This is a genomic window from Pseudomonas inefficax (assembly GCF_900277125.1).
Lineage (GTDB): Bacteria > Pseudomonadota > Gammaproteobacteria > Pseudomonadales > Pseudomonadaceae > Aquipseudomonas > Aquipseudomonas inefficax.
Genome location: NZ_OPYN01000085.1, coordinates 63325 through 80452, shown reverse-complemented (window position 1 = coordinate 80452; position 17128 = coordinate 63325). Strand labels below are relative to the sequence as shown.

The following is a 17128-nucleotide window of genomic DNA, read 5'->3' as shown; positions in this document are numbered from 1 at the left end:
GGCGGGTCAATGCATTGCAGGTACTGCGAAAAGCCTGATCTAGAGGCCTGCAATAGCTTGGGCGGATCGTAGCGGGGATGTTTGCGGGAACACAACGAGCGGGGTGTTATGTTTTGTTGTCGGCTCCAAAAGCTTCGCGGGTAAACCCGCTCCCACAGGTCCTGCACAGCCCATGAAAGCGGTGCAGTACTTGTGGGAGCGGGTTTACCCGCGAAGAGGTCGGCTCAGGCTACGGAAAACTCAAGCCAGACTCTTGCTCACAACCTCATACACATCACTGGACAGCTCACCAGAAGCCAGAATCCGCTCCAGCTCGCCCTTCATCAGGGCCTGACGCGCATCGTCATACTTGCGCCAGCGGGTCAGCGGTGCCAGTTGCCGGGAGGCAATCTGCGGGTTCAGCGCATTCAGCTCGATCACCAGGTCCGCCAGGAAGCGATAGCCCGAGCCATCCGCCGCATGGAAGTTGACCAGGTTCTGCCCGGCGAAGGCGCCGATCAGCGCACGTACCTTGTTCGGGTTCTTCAGGGTGAACGCCGGGTGCTGCATCAGCGCCTTGACCCGCGCCAGCCCGCCCGGCAGCGCACTGGCTGCCTGCACACTGAACCACTGGTCCATGACCAGCGGGTTGTCCTTGAAGTGCTCGGCAAAGGCTTCCAGGGCCTTGGCCCGCTCGGCCTCGAACGGCGAGTTGACCAGTACCGCCAGCGCGGTAAGGCGCTCGGTCATGTTGTCGCAGTGCTCGAACTGCTCCAGGGTCGCCTGCAGCACCTGCGGCTTGCCGCTCTGCATCAGGTACGACAGCGCGATGTTCTGCAGGCTGCGGCGGGCGAAATGCTCGGCCGAGGCCACATAGGCGGTGCTGCGCGACACTTCGCGGTTGGCCTGGTAGCGCGACCACAGGGCGTCGAACAGCTGCTCGGCGATCTGCTGGCGGGCGAACTCGCGGGCGGCGTGGATGGCGTCCACGTCGGCCACCTGGCTGATTTCGGTGAGGTAGGCCTCACCCGGCAGCGAGAGCATTTCGGCAACCATGGCCGGGTCCAGCGACTCGTTGCCGAGCACAGTGCCCAGGGCGGTGATCAAGCGCTGGTCGAGCTTGAGTGCTTCGCCACGCTGATGCTGGCCGATCAGCTCCTGCAGCACCTGCACCGACAACTGCTGCCCCGCCTCCCAGCGGTTGAAGCCGTCGCTGTCATGCTGCATCAGGAACATCAGCTGGTCGCGGTCATAGGGGAAGCTCAGCTTGACCGGTGCGCTGAAGCCACGCAGCAACGACGGCAGCGGCTTGGCCTGGATGCCCTGGAAGGTGAAGGTCTGCTCGGCTTCGGTCACCGACAGTACGCGGCTGGTGCCCTGCGCCGCAGCTTCCCCGGCCAGTTGCAGCGGCAGGTCGTTGCCTGCGGCATCCAGCAGGCCAAGCTCCACCGGGATCACGAACGGCAGCTTTTCGGCCTTGTCCGGGGTTTGCGGGCAGCTCTGGCGGAAGGTCAGGCTGTAGGTCTGCGCGGCCGCGTCATAGGCCTCGCTGACTTCCAGGCGCGGGGTGCCGGCCTGGTTGTACCAGCGTTTGAACTGGGTGAAGTCGACGCCGTTGGCGTCTTCCATGGCCTTGATGAAATCGTCGGTGGTCACCGCCTGGCCATCATGGCGTTCGAAGTACAGGTCGCTGCCCTTGCGGAAGCCGTCGGCGCCCAGCAGGGTACGAACCATGCGCACCACTTCGGCGCCCTTCTCGTACACGGTCAGGGTGTAGAAGTTGGAGATCTCGATGAAGCTGTCCGGGCGTACCGGGTGGGCCATGGGGCCAGCATCTTCGGCGAACTGGTGAGTTCGCAGGTAGGCCACGTCTTCGATGCGCTTGACCGTGCGCGAGTTCATGTCGGCGCTGAACTCGGCATCGCGGAACACCGTGAAGCCTTCTTTCAGCGACAGCTGGAACCAGTCACGGCAAGTGACGCGGTTGCCCGACCAGTTGTGGAAATACTCGTGGGCAACCACGCCTTCCACACGCTGGTGCGCGGCGTCGGTGGCCGTTTCGGCACGAGCCAGTACACAGCTGGAGTTGAAGATGTTCAGGCCCTTGTTTTCCATGGCGCCCATGTTGAAGTCGTTGACCGCGACGATCATGAAGATGTCCAGGTCGTACTCGCGGCCATAGACTTCTTCGTCCCAGCGCATGGACTTCTTCAGGCTGACCATGGCGTGGTCGCACTTGTCGATGTTCTCGGGCTCTACGTAGATGCGCAGGGTCACGTCACGGCCGGACTGGCGGGTGAAGCTGTCCTCGACGCACCACAGGTCACCGGCCACCAGGGCGAACAGGTAGGCCGGCTTCATGAACGGGTCTTCCCAGGTCGCCCAGTGGCGGCCGTCTTCTGCCGGCCCGCTGCCGATGGGGTTGCCGTTCGACAGCAATACCGGGTAGCGATGCTGTTCGGCGATGACCGTGGTGGTGAAGGTGCTCATCACGTCCGGGCGGTCGAGGTAGTAGGTAATCTTGCGGAAGCCTTCGGCCTCGCACTGGGTGCAGAACATCTTGCCCGACTTGTACAGGCCTTCCAGCGCGGTGTTGCTCTCGGGGTGGATCTTCACGCTGGTGTCGAGGGTGAAACGCTCGGCCTTGGGCTGCAAGGTCAGGCTGTCGGCATCGAGCTGGTAATCGCCCGGCTGCAGCTCCTGGTCATCCAGCGCGGCGCGCAGCAGTTCCAGCTGCTGGCCATCGAGTTCCAGTGGCGGCAGGCCGGCACCGCGTGCCGGGTTGCGGCGCATGACCAGTTGCGCGTGAACCAGGGTGTGGTCCTCGAACAGCTCGAAGGTCAGGTGTGTCTCGTCGATCAGGTACTCGGGCGCCTGGTAATCCTTGAGGTAGATCACTTGCGGTTGTTCGGTACGCATGTGCAGGTCCTTTTTACTGGAGCACGGCCAACTGGTAGGCCGTGTACTTGCGAATATTGATCACACCGGTGTCGAAGATCAGGTACTGGCCCTTGATGCCCAGCAGCGTGCCTTCCACTACCGGGTCCTTGTCGAGGTTGAAGCTGACGATCTTCGATGGGTAGGCCTCGACCGGGTACTTCATCTGTACCACTTCGGCGTCCGCCAGCGGCTGAACCGCCTGCAGGCCGAAGCGCCCCTGCAGCTCGCGCAGGCCGTCGGCGCAGGCGTCGAAGACCTGTTCACGAATGGCGACCAGGTCGAGCTCCTCGGCATCGCCCTTGAGCAGGGCGCGCCAGTTGGTGCGGTCCGGCACCTGGCTGCGCAGCAAGTCTTCGACCAGGCCGGACTGCTGGCGGGTGGCCACGCGAATGATCGGCAGGGCCTGGCTGGCCCCCTGGTCGAGCCAGCGGGTGGGTAGCTGGGTGGCGCGGGTGATACCGACCTTGATCCCCGACGAGTTGGCCAGGTAGACCACATGGTCGGTCATGCAGAACTGTTCGCCCCACGACGGTTCGCGGCAGGTGCCAGCGTCGTAGTGGCACTTTTCCGGGGCCATGATGCACACGTCGCACTGGGCCAGTTTGGTCATGCACGGGTAGCAGTAACCCTGGCTGAAGCTGGTCTTGGTGCGCTTGCCACAATGGCTGCAGTGAATGGCGCCGAGGTATTCAAGGCGCAGGCGCTGGCCGATCAGCGGGTTGACCGGCACCTGGGTGTCATCCAGGCGGAAGCTGTACTGCACCACCGGTGCCTGCAGGCTTACCGCCATCTTGCTCAACGAGCCACGAGCGAGTTCGATCAATGTACCGAGTCCGACTTGAACAGAATGTTGGCGATTGGCGCGGACTTCGAGGCGCATTCCTGCGGGCCCATGTAGCCGGTACGCTGGTCTTCGGGCAGGTTTTTCATCTCCCAGGCGATTACCGCTTGCAGCGACAGCTCTTTCTGCTCGGCAGTGAGCTTGCGGCCGTCCGACCATTTGCCGATTTCCACGGCCAGTTTCAGGCTCTCGTAGATTTCCGGGGTGATGTTTTCGATCATTTGCGCGAAAGTGGACATAGTGTCTCCTGATTCAAGCCGACAGTTTACGCCGGGCCAGCGCCCCACCCAAGAGCCCGGTCAGGCATCCGATGAGCAGCCCGCCGACGTGGGCGGCGTTGGCGATCTGGCCAAGGCCCAGGGTGTCGATCACGCCGCTCAGGCACACCACCAGCCAGATCAGCATCATCACCAGCACGCCCTTGGGCAGGTTGAAGTAACGGTTTGGCGCCAGCCACTGGAACAGCCAGATGTGCCCGAGCAGGCCGTACAGCACACCAGACAAGCCACCGAACAGGCTCGGCCCGCTGCTGTAGTGCTGGGCCAGGTTGGACACCAGGCTGAACAGCAGGGTCAGGCCCAGCAGCGCCCACGGGCCCTGGCGCAATTCGATGCGTTTGCCCAGCTCCCAGTACCACAGGCTGTTCATGGCCAGGTGCAGCACGCCGAAATGCAACAGCATGGGCGATACCAGCCGCCACCACTGACCTTCGTCCAGGCTTTGCGCCAGCGGGCTGAAGTACAGGTAGTCGCCCTGGACGCGGAAATCGAGGAAGGTGAACCAGCTGATGGTGGTGAAGTTGTCGCCCAGGCCGGTCAGGCCGGCGACGATGAAGCACAGCAGCAGGGTGATAGTGGTGACTTTGCAGGCTTTGGCCTGTTCTGCCAGGGAGGGTTGTGTGGGGCTATTCGCGGGTGAACCCGCTCCCACAGGGCCCTGTGCAAGTTCGAGGTCGGCGTTGCCGTCGGGGTAGCGCTGGTAGAGTTCGCGGACGTCCTCGGCCAGGGTGTCGGGTGCCCAGAGCACCTGGGCATCGCCCTCCTCGCTGACCCGGTGCGGCACTTGCAGGCGCTGCAGCAGGTGAACGAAGCCGCTGAGGTCGACCGACAGCGGCAGGCGCATCACTTCGATAATGTTCATTGGCTGGCCTGTGGGCGGTCGACATCGACCCAGACGAACTTGTGCGGGTCGATGCGGGTTTCATCATCCAGCCGGTAGGCAGCCAGCTTGCCGTAGAGCACGGCGCTGTAGTCCAGGCAGGCCAGGTTGGCGCGGATCGGCGCCGGGCGGCCGCTGCGCCAGTAATGGCCGACGAACAGCATGGGCTCGTCTTCGGCATAGCGCAGCAAGGCGTTCTTCTGGCTGTGGCTGAGCGGGGTGTTGGCCACTTCCGCGGGCAGGGCGTCTGGCTGGAACACGATGTCGCCGTAGGTTTGCGGGTCTTCTTCCCAGAACTTGGTACGGAAGAAGGCACGGGTCAGGCCGTCGCCACCGGTGAGGGTCAGGCCGTCCGGCAGGCGCATGTCGGTACCACGCAACAGGCGATTGCACACGGTGGCGGCAAAGCTGCTGCTCACCGCCGAGGCCTGGATGAAGTGCTCGTCGATGCGCCCGTCGGGGTACTGGTGGCGCAGCGGCTCGATCAGCCTCGGGTCCCAGCAGGCATGCACCAGGCGGAAGCGCCCGGCGTCGACGAACAGCGGCAATTCGTAGAACCAGTTGACGAAGTCGTGCCAGTCGGCGGGGTGGTGGGCAAACTGGGTCAGGGTTTCGTCGATCAGCCGGGCGTGGCGCGGCGTATGCTCGCGCACGAAAGCCTTGCCGCTGCCAGGCAGTGCCGGGGTGACCCAGCCCAGGGCGTTGTACTCGTGGTTGCCCATGATACAGAACGCCTGGCCGGCCTCGACCATGTCGTGGACGATGTGCAGCGCCTCGCGGATGCGTGGCCCGCGGTCGACGATGTCGCCAAGGAACAGCGCCTGGCGCCGTGGGTGACGCCACACACCTGCGACACGCTTGTAACCGAGGGCGTCGAGCAGGCGTTCAAGGGTCAGCGCACAACCGTGCACGTCACCGATGATGTCGAAACTACGCGCCGGATCGAGCATCAGTCGTCCCTGCTTCCCAGGCGGCTGCCCCAGCCGAGCTTGGTGCGGCAGACCTCGTAGTAATTGTGGTCCAGCGGGTGGATCAGGCGCAGCTTCTGCGGCTTCTTGCTCACCGTGATGGTGTCGCCGGGGGCGCAGGTGAAGTGGTTCTGGCCGTCACAGGATACTTGCGGGTAGATCTGTAGGTCCTTGGACACCACGATCTTCAGCTCGCTGTTGCCGTCGACCACGATCGGCCGGCCCGACAGGGTGTGCGGGTACATCGGCACGATGACGATGGCGTCGAGCTTGGGGTGCATGATCGGGCCGCCGGCCGACAGCGCGTAGGCGGTGGAGCCGGTGGGGGTGGCGACGATCAGGCCGTCGGCCTTCTGGCTACAGACGAACTGGCCATCGATGTAGATCTCGAACTCGATCATGCGCGTGGACTTGCCCGGGTGCAGTACCACGTCGTTCAGTGCATCACCCTGGCCAATGGCTTCGTTGTGGCGGCGAACCTCGGCCTGCAGCAGGAAGCGGTTTTCCACCAGGTAGTGGCCGTCGAGCACTTCGGCGACCTTCTCTTCCAGTTCGTCAGGGCGAATGTCGGTGAGGAAGCCCAGGTTGCCACGGTTGATGCCCAGCACTGGAATGTTGTGCCGGGCCAGGGCGCGGGCGGCGCCCAGCAGGCTGCCGTCGCCGCCGACCACGATGACCAGGTCGCAGACCTCGCCCAGCAGCTTGCGGGTAGAGGTTTGCAGGCCATGGCCGGGCAGCACTTCGGCGATGGTGTCCTCGAGGATCACGTGCAGGTGCCGCTCGAGGAGGAATTTTTTCAGTCGGCGAATGGTGTCGAGCACCTGCGAGCTACCAAGGCGGCCGATGATACCGATATTGCGAAATTGCTCCATGGGGCTCCTGCGAGGCTCTGCGGCGGGTGACTATGCCGCGATTATGGGCGAAACCACCGGGTAGCGGCAAACCGGCTATGCTCGCAGGATGATGCCATTCGCCCTGCTCCACGACCTGCCCCGGCAATTACGTCGCCCCAACGTGCGCGACCTGGCCTGGGCCCTGCTGTCGCCCCCATTGCTCAGCGCCCCGCCCTGCCCCCAGCGCCACCCGCTGGCGGGCAGCCTGTGGGCGGACCAGCCACAGTGCCTGGCAGACTGGCTGCGGGCGCTGGATGACGATGACCGCCCATTGCGCGACTGGCTGGCGCAACTGGGCAGCCGGCGCCTGGGGCACTACTACGAACGGCTGTGGCAATTTGCCCTGGGCCAGGCGCCGGGTATCGAACTGCTGGCGGCCAACCTGGCGATTCGCGAAGCCGGGCGCACCCTGGGCGAGCTGGATGTGGTACTGCGCGACCGCGACGGCGTGCATCATCTGGAACTGGCCATCAAGCTGTACCTGGGCCCGGAACACGCCGGGCACGACCCAGCAGCCTGGCTGGGTCCGGGCTGCCATGACCGACTGGGAAGCAAACTGGCGCACCTGGCACGGCACCAGTTGCCCATGTCGGCGGGGGCGCACAGCCGCGAGGTGCTGGCGCGGCTGGGAGTGGAGCAGGTGCAGGCGCATGTGTGGCTGGGTGGCTATCTGTTCTACCCGTGGCCTGGGCATGCGCAGCCACCACAGGGCGCCAACCCGCAGCATTTGCGCGGGCGCTGGCTGCGGCGGCGGGACTGGGTCATGGGCGAAGGTGAACGATGGCAACCGCTGCAACGGCATGCCTGGCTGGCGCAGGCGCGGGTCGAGGCGCATGAGTGCTGGGCGGTGGAGCAGTTTGCGGCGTGGCTGTACGTACTGGAGCGGCAGGCTCCGGCGCAGTTGCTGGTGAGGTTGGAGCAAGAGGCTGACGGGGCGTGGCAGGAGGCCGAGCGGGTGTTTCTGGTGGCTGATGATTGGCCGCATCTACCCGATGTCTGATGTTGCCTTTACTGGCCCTTTCGCGGGTAAACCCGCTCCCACAGGTTCCGCGCAGCACTTGAAGACTGTGCAGTCCTTGTGGGAGCGGGTTTACCCGCGAAGAGGCCGGTGCAGACAACACAACTTTCACAGACCTGGCGCAAAGATTTGTGCCCCCATAGCCATTACAGTACTACCTGAGCGCCAGCAAGAGCGCCATTCCGACCTGATGACGAGGACCGATCATGGTTTCATCCACCTCCGCGACCCATTACGCGCGCCTGTCCATCGCCTTGCATTGGCTGATGCTGGTGCTGCTGGCCGCTGTCTATGCCCTTATCGAACTGCGTGGTCTGTTCCCCAAGGACAGCGTCGAACGCAACCTGATGAAGGACTTGCACTTCATGCTCGGGCTCAGCGTGTTCGTGCTGGTCTGGTTGCGCCTGGCCATCCGCCTGAGCCGCCCGACTCCACCCATCGTTCCCAAGCCTGCGGCCTGGCAGACCGGCCTGGCGCACCTGATGCACCTGGCGTTGTACCTGCTGATGATCATCCTGCCGCTGGCCGGCTGGCTGATCCTCAGCGCCGCCGACAAGCCGGTGCCGTTCTTCGGCCTGGAGCTGCCGCACCTGATCGGCCCGAACCCGGACCAGGCCAAGTTCATCAAAGGCTGGCATGAACGCATCGGCAGCTGGGGCTACTGGCTGATCGGCCTGCACGCGGTGGCCGGCCTGTACCACCACTACATCAAGCGCGACAACACGCTGTTGCGCATGCTGCCCTACAAGTAACCGCGCCGGCCCTGCAGGCCGCCGGTGTGTACGAAGAGCAGACGGGTGCCGGGCGCGAATAGCCCGGCCTCGACCTGCTCACGCAGGGCCAGCAGGGCTTTGCCGGTGTACAGGGCTTCGAGCGGCACGCCAGTGTGCCGCTCGCAGTCGGCGATAAACGCCAGCAGCTCAGCGTCGAACTTGCCGAAACCGCCACGGCAGGCGTCGTGCAGCTGGTAGCCATGCGCACCGGCCAGTGTCGCTACCGCCTCCGGTACACCATGGCCCCTGGGTACAGCCAATGCACCATGCACTACATGTGCGCCTGCCTCGGCCATTACCAGGCCGGCCAAGGTAGTTCCCGTTCCGGTGGCCAGCCACCAGGCGTCGTAGCCCGACCACCCCAGTGCCGCGATCTGCGCTTGCGCCTGCTGCATGATCAGCGCGCCCCCCTGTGCTCCAGCCAGCCCGCCGCCCCCTTCGGGAATGCAGTGCCAACCCGGGTAGCGTGCCTGCCAGGGCTCCCAGAAACCCGCTTCGTTTCGTGCACGGTAGCCGCCATAGCCCAGCCAGTGCAGTTCCATGCCCAGCGCCTGCAGGTCACGCACGGTTGGCGTGTCCTGGGCGTGGCCACGCAGCAGACCGGCGGTGGCAAAGCCGAAGCGCTTGCCGGCGGCTGCCAGGGCGTGCAGGTGGTTGGAATGGTTGCCGCCCAGGCTGATCAGGCCCGGGGCGTTGCTGGCGCTGGCCTGTTGCAGGTGGTGGCGTAGCTTGAACCACTTGTTGCCACTGATCAGCGGGTCGATCAGGTCCAGGCGCAGCATGGCGGCTGCGACCTTGGCTTGCTGCAGCCAGGGCAGGTTCAGGGGGTGCAATGGGGCTTGGGGAAGGTCTAGTGCAGACATGGATCGCAGTTTACAGGGAAACCTTGGGAGCCCGTTACGCCCCTGTGGGAGCGGGTTCACCCGCGAACACCGGCAGAGCCGGTGCCATGCACCGCGTGCACTTCTTCGCGGGTGAACCCGCTCCCACAGGGCCGCGCAGCGGCCCCGGCAATCTCAGAGTTCAGCCGCCAATCTCGACCCCTGGTTGATCGCCCGCTTGGCATCCAGCTCGGCCGCCACATCCGCGCCACCGATCAAGTGCACCGACTGCCCCGTCGCCACCAGCCCGTCCTGCAGTTCGCGCAGCGGTTCCTGCCCGGCACAGATCACCACGTTGTCCACCGCCAGCACCTGCGGCTCGCCATCGGCCACGCGAATATGCAAGCCGGCATCGTCGATGCCCAGGTATTCGACGCTGTTGAGCATCTGCACCCGCTTGTTCTTCAACCCGGTACGGTGAATCCAGCCGGTAGTCTTGCCCAGGCCGTCGCCCACCTTGGATTTCTTGCGCTGCAACAGGTACACCTGGCGCGCCGGGGCATGCGGCTCGGCCTTGATCCCGGCCACGCCACCGCGTGCCTGCAGGTGGGTGTCGATGCCCCACTCCCTCCAGAACGCCTCACGGTCCTGGCTGGTGGCCACGCCCTGATGCACCAGGTACTCGGAAACGTCGAAGCCGATGCCACCCGCGCCAATTACCGCGACAGCCTTGCCCACCGGCTTGCGCTCGAGCAGCACGTCCAGGTAGCTGAGCACCTTGGCATGCTCGATACCGGGGATGGCCGGCGTACGCGGGGCGATGCCGGTGGCCAGGATGATCTCGTCGTAGCCACCATCCACCAAGGCCTGCACATCGACCCTGGTGTTCAGCCGCAGGTCCACGCCGGTGCTGGCGACCTTGTTGCGGAAGTAACGCAGGGTCTCATGGAACTCTTCCTTGCCCGGCACCCGCTTGGCCACATTGAACTGGCCACCGATTTCGCTGGCGCTGTCGAACAAGGTCACCGCGTGGCCACGCTCGGCCGCTACCGTAGCCGCTGCCAGGCCCGCCGGGCCGGCGCCGACCACGGCAATGCGCTTCACGGCGCGCACCGGGGGGTAGTTGAGCTCGGTCTCGTGGCAGGCACGTGGGTTGACCAGGCAACTGGTCAGCTTGCCGCCGAAAGTATGGTCCAGGCAGGCCTGGTTGCAGCCGATGCAGGTGTTGATCTCGTCGCCGCGGCCGGCAGCGGCCTTGTTGACGAAGTCCGGGTCAGCCAGGAACGGCCGAGCCATCGAGACCATGTCGGCATCGCCCTCGGCCAGCACCGCCTCGGCAACTTCCGGGGTGTTGATGCGGTTGGTAGTGATCAGCGGAATGTTCACCACGCCACGCAGCTTGGCGGTGACCTTGCTGAATGCCGCGCGCGGCACCTTGGTGGCAATGGTCGGGATACGCGCTTCGTGCCAGCCGATGCCGGTATTGATCAAGGTCGCGCCGGCTTTCTCGATAGCCTTGGCCAGCAGCTCGATTTCATCCCAGGTGCTGCCGCCCTCGACCAGGTCGAGCATCGACAGGCGGAAGATGATGATGAAGTTCGGCCCTACCGCTTCGCGCACCCGGCTGACGATTTCCACCGCCAGGCGCATGCGGTTTTCATAGCTGCCGCCCCAGCGGTCGGTACGGTGGTTGGTGTGGGCGGCGAGGAACTGGTTGATGAAGTAGCCTTCCGAACCCATGATCTCGACGCCGTCGTAACCGGCGCGCTGGGCCAGCACTGCGCAATTGACGAAGTCGGCGATCTGCTTCTCGATACCCGCCTCGTCCAGTTCCTTGGGCTTGAACGGGTTGATCGGCGCCTGGATCGCGCTGGGCGCCACCTGACGCGGGCTGTAGGCATAGCGCCCGGCATGCAGGATCTGCAGGCAGATCTTGCCACCAGCGGCGTGTACCGCCTCGGTGACGATGCGATGCTTGTCTGCCTCCTCCTCGGTGCTGAGCTTGGCCGCCCCGGAATACACCCCGCCCTCATCGTTGGGTGCAATGCCGCCGGTGACCATCAGGCCGACGCCACCGCGGGCGCGCTCGGCAAAGTACGCCGCCATGCGCTCGAAGCCGCCCGGGCGCTCTTCCAGGCCGGTGTGCATCGAGCCCATCAGGGTGCGGTTGCGCAAGGTGGTGAAGCCCAGGTCGAGCGGGGCAAGCAGGTGTGGGTAGCGGTCGGCGGCCATGGAGGGTCCCCAGGTGGCGTGATCACGGGATGCGGGTGCCGCACCGGGCGGTGGGCCCCGTCGTTTGTCTGCCTGCGACATTAAACAGCCGTTTGAATGGGCTCAATGATCGAAACTGACAAGTTATTGATCCTCGCGTACAGCGCGACTACCCTAGGAAACTCTCGTTTCCAAGGCGCTGTTCTGCTCCATGCGAAAACTCCTGGCAAGCGCCCTGGCGCTGGTGATGATCGCCGCCCTCTGCGGCTATGGCTTCTGGACGATGCAACGCCCGGAAGGCCACTACCTTTCCGATTTACGAATCGAACTGGCGCTCAACCATGGCGTGCCGGGCGAGCACGGCAACCTGCTGGGTATCGAGCCGGTGCTCTACCCTGGCGATTACCAGAACCTGCAACGCCTGCGCCGCAAGCTCGCGGCGTACCTGGAGCAGGCCCGCGCCCAAGGGCTGGTGGGCCCGCGCACGGTGGTGGTGCTACCGGAGCACATCGGTACCTGGCTGTGGGCACGCGGAGAAAAGAACGAGTTGTACCAGGTCACGCAAAGCCGTGAAGCCCTGCAATGGCTGGAACTGAGCAACCCGCTGCGCTATGGCCTGGCCATGCTCCGGGCCGACGGGGACGACTGGCGCGCCGACGCGCACCTGCGCATGAAGGCCGAGCAGATGGCTGCCGACTACCAGCAACTGTTCGGTGGCCTGGCCAAGGAGTTCAACGTCACCTTAGTAGCCGGCTCCATCGTGCTGCCCGCCCCCTACGTGAAACAGGGTGTGCTACATGCCGGTAGCGGCCCGCTGTTCAACAGCAGCGTGGTGTTCGCCGGTGACGGCTCGCTGCTGGGCCAACCGCAACGCCAGCAATTCCCCGACAGCGAAATGCGCCGTTATGTGCACGATGGCCGCCAGCACCCGCTGCAGGTACTGCAAACCCCTGCCGGGCGCCTGGGCGTACTGGTGGGCAGTGACAGCTGGTACCCGGAAAACCACCAGCAACTGGCACGACAGGCGGTACAACTGGTCGCCAACCCGGTGTTTCTAAGCGGCAAGGGCAGCTGGCAAGCGCCGTGGCGCGGCAATCGCCATCAGGATGCCAGCGCCGGGCTGGCCTTGCAGCGCGGCGAAGTCAGTGAACAGGCCGCCTGGCAACGCCTGACCGAGGCAGGCGGGGCCGGCGTCAGCAGCATGAGCGTGTTCATGCGCGGGCAGTTCTGGGAACAGGGCAGCGACGGCCAGGGCTTTGCCCACCAGGCGGGTGAATTGCTGGCAGGCACCCCCAGCCCTGGCGCTCGCTTGCTGAACCTGTGGTTGTAAGCCCATGGCCCGCCCCCGCGTGCGCCTGGGCGACCTGTCGGTTGGTTTTGTCCAGCCGCTGACCGAGGCCCTGCGCGAACTGGGCCACGACCCCGAGCCGCTGCTGCGCCGCTATGGCCTGGATGCGGCGCGCCTGAGCGAAGCCGGTGCGCGCTTGTCGATCCCGCGCTACATGCACCTGGGGCACGCCGCCATCGAACTGTGCGGCGAGGCCGCGCTTGGCCTGCACATGGGGCGCCTGAGCCGCCTGGCGCATGCCGGCCTGGCCGGGGTCACCGCTGCGCAGGCGCCGAACCTGGGCGAGGCGGCACGCACCCTGTTGCGCTTCGAGCCCCTTTACGCCGCCAACTACCGCGGCCACTCCAGTTTTCAGGAAGATGCCCAGGGCGCCTGGCTACGCTTCTACTCCATCAGCCCCTACAACGCCTACAACCGTTTCGTGGTCGATTCGCTACTCGCCGGCTGGCTCGCCCAGCTTGCCGACCTGGTCGGTACGGCGGTGCAGGCCGAACATATGGATATCGAGTTCGCCGCACCCGCCTACGCCGCGCGCTACCAACCGCTGTGTAGCGCAACCGTGCAGTTCGCGGCCGACGCCAACCAGCTGCGCCTGAGCCGCGCTACGCTGCAACTGGCCAACCCCAGGCACTGCCCGAGCACCTGGCAGCACCTGCTGCAGCTGTGCGAAGCGGAGATGCTGCAACGCACGCGCGTACGCAGCCTGGGTGAGCGCATCACCCATCTGCTGGGCCCGTTGCTCAATGGTGGCCGTGAACCGGACCTGGAAGAAGTGGCGCTGCACCTGCAGCTGCCAACCTGGACCTTGCGCCGCAAACTGGCCGAGGAAGGCACGCGCTTTCGCGACCTGCTCAACGAAACACGGCGCGACCTTGCCGAGACCTACATCCGCGATACGGAGCTGGCCTTCGGCGAAATTGCCTATCTGCTGGGGTTTGCATCGGCCGAGGCCTTCCAGCGCGCCTTCAAGCGCTGGACGGGCCTTACACCGGGGGAGTTCCGCCGCAGCCAGCGGCGGGCGGGCTAGAGCTCGGTAGCGTCGTCAGCCGGCTCCGGGGTGTCCAGTTCATAAGCCTGGAATTCGAGAAGCTCTTCCTGATATTCGTCCATAGCCCTGCGTCCTCTCATTTCATGATCTTTATCGGTGTCGCCTTCAACCTAAGCAGGTGGAGTGAAGGAATGATGACAAGCTTATGTTCCGGTACGTAGCAACTGTTAGATCTCTGTGCTATCTGAATAGTAGACGTTTCTGAGCAGGTGTAGAGGGCACAGGCTTTAGCCCGAACACAATCCATGCGGCCATAACGCTAGGCAGCTACTTGGTGGAGGGTGATGGGTGGAGCTTTTGTGGAGCAGCGAGGATTTCGTAATCGCAGGTCAGCCCTACGAAGGCTTTCCCATCCTGCTTTGGGATTCGATGGCCAGTTGTATCGAAGCCAATCAATTCTTTCGCTATTACCTTCTTCGCGGGGCCATCGGCTCTAAGAACTCCTGGCCTAGTACTGGCCGAGCGCTCTATGACTTCTTCAGTTTCTTGCAAGCTCATGATCTTGACTGGCGAGACGTAGATCGAGGTGAGGAAATAAGCCTTTTAGCTTCCTATCGAAAATACTGCAAAGACACGTGCGGCCTTGCACTGAGCACCACCCGTCAACGCCTAACTTACGTTTGTGCATTTTACAAATTTGCACTTGATAAACACTGGGTGGTGCGCCTTCCGTTCAACCTTGAAGAGCGCATCGTGAAAGGTAAAACAAGTTTCCTTGATCATGCGAGCGCGAGGGGGCGCATGGCATTAGTTAATGACGCAGTGCCTCGCAATCACAAGTCCTTGCCAAAGTATCTAAGAATGACCGATATCAAGTTACTTCTATCGGCCACCAAAAACCCTCATCATCGAATTATGATTCAGCTAGCACTACATACAGGACTGCGTCGCAACGAGCTTGCAACCTTTCCGGTTACATATATTTTCGACCCGGATAAGATGGGAAGAACGGAGCGTAATCTCCGAATTACCTTGGATCCTGCCGACGGAAGCGGAATGCAGACCAAGGGTGGCAAACCACGAGAAGTCTTGATAAGCCGCAAGGTTATGAGTGACCTTTATCATTATGTGTCAACAATCCGAGGAGAGCGAGCAAACCTTTCAAATCAGCATAACTCGCTACTGCTCAATCAGGTGGGAGCCCCTTATGGCGACGACGGCAAGAGCTTGAATAGGATCATCGGCGATATTGGCAAGCGAGTAGGACTGAAAGTCCATACACATACGCTGCGTCACACCTATGCCACGCATACCTTAGCTAATCTCCAAAGACAGCCCCAGTACGGTCTTGATCCTCTTATCTTTCTCCAGAGGCAGCTAGGGCACAGCTCTGTACAAACCACAATTGTGTATTTGCACCTAATTAACGAGATGGCAGACAGAGCGGTGCTGGCTTATGACGATGAGTTAAATCAGATGACGGATGACTCTTTATGGGACGACGTAAGAAATTTATCAAGACCGATTTGAGCGTGCCTAAAGTCGAGTTCGATCTCGATCAGGATGGCATGGTTAACATTTTGTCTCAAGCTTGCCCTCCGAGCACCACCGTCGTTAAATTTGGACTTAATGCCGAGGCTGCGCGGAACTTTGATTTTGCACCGTGGTACAACAGAAAAATAGATCCCATCACGTACGTCTGCCAACGTCAGATTGAGCGTTTCCTCGTTGGCCTAGACAGCATAGTTTCGAGATCCACCGTTTCGTGCTACTGTCATGGAGGATTGCGATCTTTTCTTGAATATTGCGTAATCCATGCAAAGTCTATACAGCGCAATCTCACGCTAAATGATATAAATCGAAATCTAATCGACGGCTTTATCAGGCACCTCGCCGCAACAAATAACACCATCCCAAGTCAAAAAAGCTATTATTCACAATTTAAGCCTGTACTTATCTCGCTTGGGAAGCGAGGGATTTTCACACTAGAAACCTCTGGGGATACGGCTACTTTCCCACGGAACCCATTTCCAACCTGCGGGCGCAAAATTAAGGGCGATACAGCATTATCGAAGCGGGAGCGACAAGAGTTCACAGCAGCACTGCGGCACGCCATCAAGCCGATATGGAATGATACCACACATTTGACCTCGGAATTGCTTTCGTCAGTCCTACTGGCTATAGCACTCCACACAGGGCGTAATACTACCCCACTGCTGGAAATGGGACGCGAATGTTTGCAACCACACCCCAAGGATGACACCGTGTTCCTTGTTTTATGGAAGAGGCGCGGTTACAGCAGCAATAAAGTGGCCCTGCGCTCTGAAACAAATTCTAAGCGGATGGAGGGAGCAATGCCTACTGTAAGGGTCAACTTAGAGCGATTAATTCGTCGAGTGATGATGTTGACTGAGCCATTGGACTTGGAAGCTCCGGATGAAATAAAAGGGCGTATCTGGCTGTATCGAAGTCGAGCCCCTGAAGCAATCCACGGTCGCGTTACAGCATTGCAAGGCCCGGTATTGAAAAAAGCTATAAAAGCCCTTGTAGATAGGTACTCCCTCAAAGATAGTGATGGAAACCCATTGCGCATCACCATCTCGCGGCTTCGGAAAACTTTTGCAAACCGAATTTTCGACCTAACGCATGGCGATATTCTAACAACCGCAGCAGCTCTCGGCAACACAGTCCGCGTGACGGATCAGAACTATCTCGCCCCTGGTGAAAATGCTCGTCGAAATTGGAAATTTATGGGTGAGCTACTGGTAAAGGAGCTGCTGACTGCGACCATCGGAGCAACATATAAAGACACCCCTATGGGCAATTGCACAGATCCGGTGAATGGGGAGTTTGCTCCGAAACTCGCAGGCGCTATTTGTATGAATTTCATGAACTGTGTGCGCTGCAGGAATTATGCGGTAACCGCCGAAGATCTATACAAATTATTTAGTTTTTATTTCCGCGTCCTGGGGGAGCGCTCTCGAATGAATAAACAGCGCTGGGCAAGTGACTACGCCCATATTCCCCGACTGATCGACGATTACATCATTGCCGAAGGATTGCGTCGCGGCACCTTTAAGCCTTCAGCTGTGGATGCTGCTCGTAATCACGCTCGTGCACAGCCTCACCCGTTCTGGTCGGTGGATACCATTGATACTCTGAGTCTTTTTTCATGAGAGACCATAAGCCC

Annotated in this window: 14 protein-coding genes; 6 read left to right on the top strand and 8 right to left on the bottom strand. The window is 62.1% G+C overall.

Translation table 11 applies throughout. From position 1 onward, the window contains the following. Positions 1-240 precede the first annotated feature (240 nt). Genes pepN through JV551A3_RS11135 form a run of 6 tightly spaced genes read right to left on the bottom strand, consistent with a single transcriptional unit; the run spans position 241 to position 6758 of the window. Entirely contained in the window at positions 241-2898 is a 2658-nt protein-coding gene (pepN, locus tag JV551A3_RS11160; RefSeq protein WP_133970821.1) for an aminopeptidase N, read from the bottom strand. A 13-nt stretch (positions 2899-2911) separates the two neighbouring features. Further along, on the bottom strand, positions 2912-3742 hold the full coding sequence (locus JV551A3_RS11155) for a DUF2797 domain-containing protein (protein ID WP_133970820.1): 831 nt from the start codon (positions 3740-3742) through the stop codon (positions 2912-2914). Further along, positions 3739-3999: a YeaC family protein gene (locus JV551A3_RS11150; protein WP_003260154.1), complete on the bottom strand. Its 261-nt coding sequence runs from the start codon at positions 3997-3999 to the stop codon at positions 3739-3741. Before JV551A3_RS11150 ends, JV551A3_RS11155 begins: the two co-directional genes overlap by 4 nt. A 13-nt stretch (positions 4000-4012) precedes the next feature. Continuing rightward, a complete protein-coding gene (locus JV551A3_RS11145) occupies positions 4013-4900 on the bottom strand; it encodes a rhomboid family intramembrane serine protease (RefSeq protein WP_133970819.1) in 888 nt (295 codons plus the stop codon). After that, positions 4897-5868 carry a metallophosphoesterase gene (locus JV551A3_RS11140; protein ID WP_133970818.1) on the bottom strand — a complete coding sequence of 324 codons (972 nt, stop codon included), beginning with the start codon at positions 5866-5868 and terminating at the stop codon, positions 4897-4899. Before JV551A3_RS11140 ends, JV551A3_RS11145 begins: the two co-directional genes overlap by 4 nt. After that, positions 5868-6758, bottom strand: coding sequence for an NAD(+) kinase (locus tag JV551A3_RS11135; RefSeq protein ID WP_025338255.1), 891 nt, complete (start codon positions 6756-6758; stop codon positions 5868-5870). Before JV551A3_RS11135 ends, JV551A3_RS11140 begins: the two co-directional genes overlap by 1 nt. Positions 6759-6846: 88 nt before the next feature. On the opposite strand from JV551A3_RS11135, the gene JV551A3_RS11130 reads away from it, so the two are divergent. Next, a complete protein-coding gene (locus JV551A3_RS11130) occupies positions 6847-7779 on the top strand; it encodes a DUF1853 family protein (RefSeq protein WP_133970817.1) in 933 nt (310 codons plus the stop codon). A 224-nt stretch (positions 7780-8003) separates the two neighbouring features. After that, on the top strand, positions 8004-8549 hold the full coding sequence (locus tag JV551A3_RS11125) for a cytochrome b (protein WP_133970816.1): 546 nt from the start codon (positions 8004-8006) through the stop codon (positions 8547-8549). Here JV551A3_RS11125 and JV551A3_RS11120 read toward each other — a convergent pair. Beyond that, positions 8540-9433 (bottom strand): 1-aminocyclopropane-1-carboxylate deaminase/D-cysteine desulfhydrase, encoded by an 894-nt coding sequence (locus tag JV551A3_RS11120; protein ID WP_133970815.1) that lies wholly within the window; start codon positions 9431-9433, stop codon positions 8540-8542. The genes JV551A3_RS11125 and JV551A3_RS11120 overlap by 10 nt on opposite strands. Before the next feature lie 153 nt (positions 9434-9586). Then, entirely contained in the window at positions 9587-11623 is a 2037-nt protein-coding gene (locus JV551A3_RS11115; protein WP_133970814.1) for an NADPH-dependent 2,4-dienoyl-CoA reductase, read from the bottom strand. A gap of 190 nt (positions 11624-11813) precedes the next feature. On the opposite strand from JV551A3_RS11115, the gene JV551A3_RS11110 reads away from it, so the two are divergent. The 4 genes from JV551A3_RS11110 (at position 11814) to JV551A3_RS11095 (ending at position 17114) form a co-directional block, all read left to right on the top strand. Then, entirely contained in the window at positions 11814-12932 is a 1119-nt protein-coding gene (locus tag JV551A3_RS11110; RefSeq protein ID WP_133970813.1) for a carbon-nitrogen hydrolase family protein, read from the top strand. A gap of 4 nt (positions 12933-12936) precedes the next feature. Then, positions 12937-13977 carry an AraC family transcriptional regulator gene (locus JV551A3_RS11105; protein WP_133970812.1) on the top strand — a complete coding sequence of 347 codons (1041 nt, stop codon included), beginning with the start codon at positions 12937-12939 and terminating at the stop codon, positions 13975-13977. A gap of 309 nt (positions 13978-14286) precedes the next feature. Then, entirely contained in the window at positions 14287-15468 is a 1182-nt protein-coding gene (locus JV551A3_RS11100) for a tyrosine-type recombinase/integrase (protein ID WP_133970811.1), read from the top strand. Continuing rightward, positions 15432-17114, top strand: coding sequence for a hypothetical protein (locus tag JV551A3_RS11095; protein WP_133970810.1), 1683 nt, complete (start codon positions 15432-15434; stop codon positions 17112-17114). The genes JV551A3_RS11100 and JV551A3_RS11095 overlap by 37 nt, the downstream gene beginning before the upstream one ends. Positions 17115-17128 lie beyond the last annotated feature (14 nt).

Coding starts and splice junctions, on each gene's coding strand:
- pepN (WP_133970821.1), bottom strand. CDS start 2,898: ATGCGTACCGAACAACCGCAAGTGATCTACCTCAAGGATTACCAGGCG.
- JV551A3_RS11150 (WP_003260154.1), bottom strand. CDS start 3,999: ATGTCCACTTTCGCGCAAATGATCGAAAACATCACCCCGGAAATCTAC.
- JV551A3_RS11145 (WP_133970819.1), bottom strand. CDS start 4,900: ATGAACATTATCGAAGTGATGCGCCTGCCGCTGTCGGTCGACCTCAGC.
- JV551A3_RS11140 (WP_133970818.1), bottom strand. CDS start 5,868: ATGCTCGATCCGGCGCGTAGTTTCGACATCATCGGTGACGTGCACGGT.
- JV551A3_RS11135 (WP_025338255.1), bottom strand. CDS start 6,758: ATGGAGCAATTTCGCAATATCGGTATCATCGGCCGCCTTGGTAGCTCG.
- JV551A3_RS11130 (WP_133970817.1), top strand. CDS start 6,847: ATGATGCCATTCGCCCTGCTCCACGACCTGCCCCGGCAATTACGTCGC.
- JV551A3_RS11125 (WP_133970816.1), top strand. CDS start 8,004: ATGGTTTCATCCACCTCCGCGACCCATTACGCGCGCCTGTCCATCGCC.
- JV551A3_RS11120 (WP_133970815.1), bottom strand. CDS start 9,433: ATGTCTGCACTAGACCTTCCCCAAGCCCCATTGCACCCCCTGAACCTG.
- JV551A3_RS11115 (WP_133970814.1), bottom strand. CDS start 11,623: ATGGCCGCCGACCGCTACCCACACCTGCTTGCCCCGCTCGACCTGGGC.
- JV551A3_RS11110 (WP_133970813.1), top strand. CDS start 11,814: ATGCGAAAACTCCTGGCAAGCGCCCTGGCGCTGGTGATGATCGCCGCC.
- JV551A3_RS11105 (WP_133970812.1), top strand. CDS start 12,937: ATGGCCCGCCCCCGCGTGCGCCTGGGCGACCTGTCGGTTGGTTTTGTC.
- JV551A3_RS11095 (WP_133970810.1), top strand. CDS start 15,432: ATGGGACGACGTAAGAAATTTATCAAGACCGATTTGAGCGTGCCTAAA.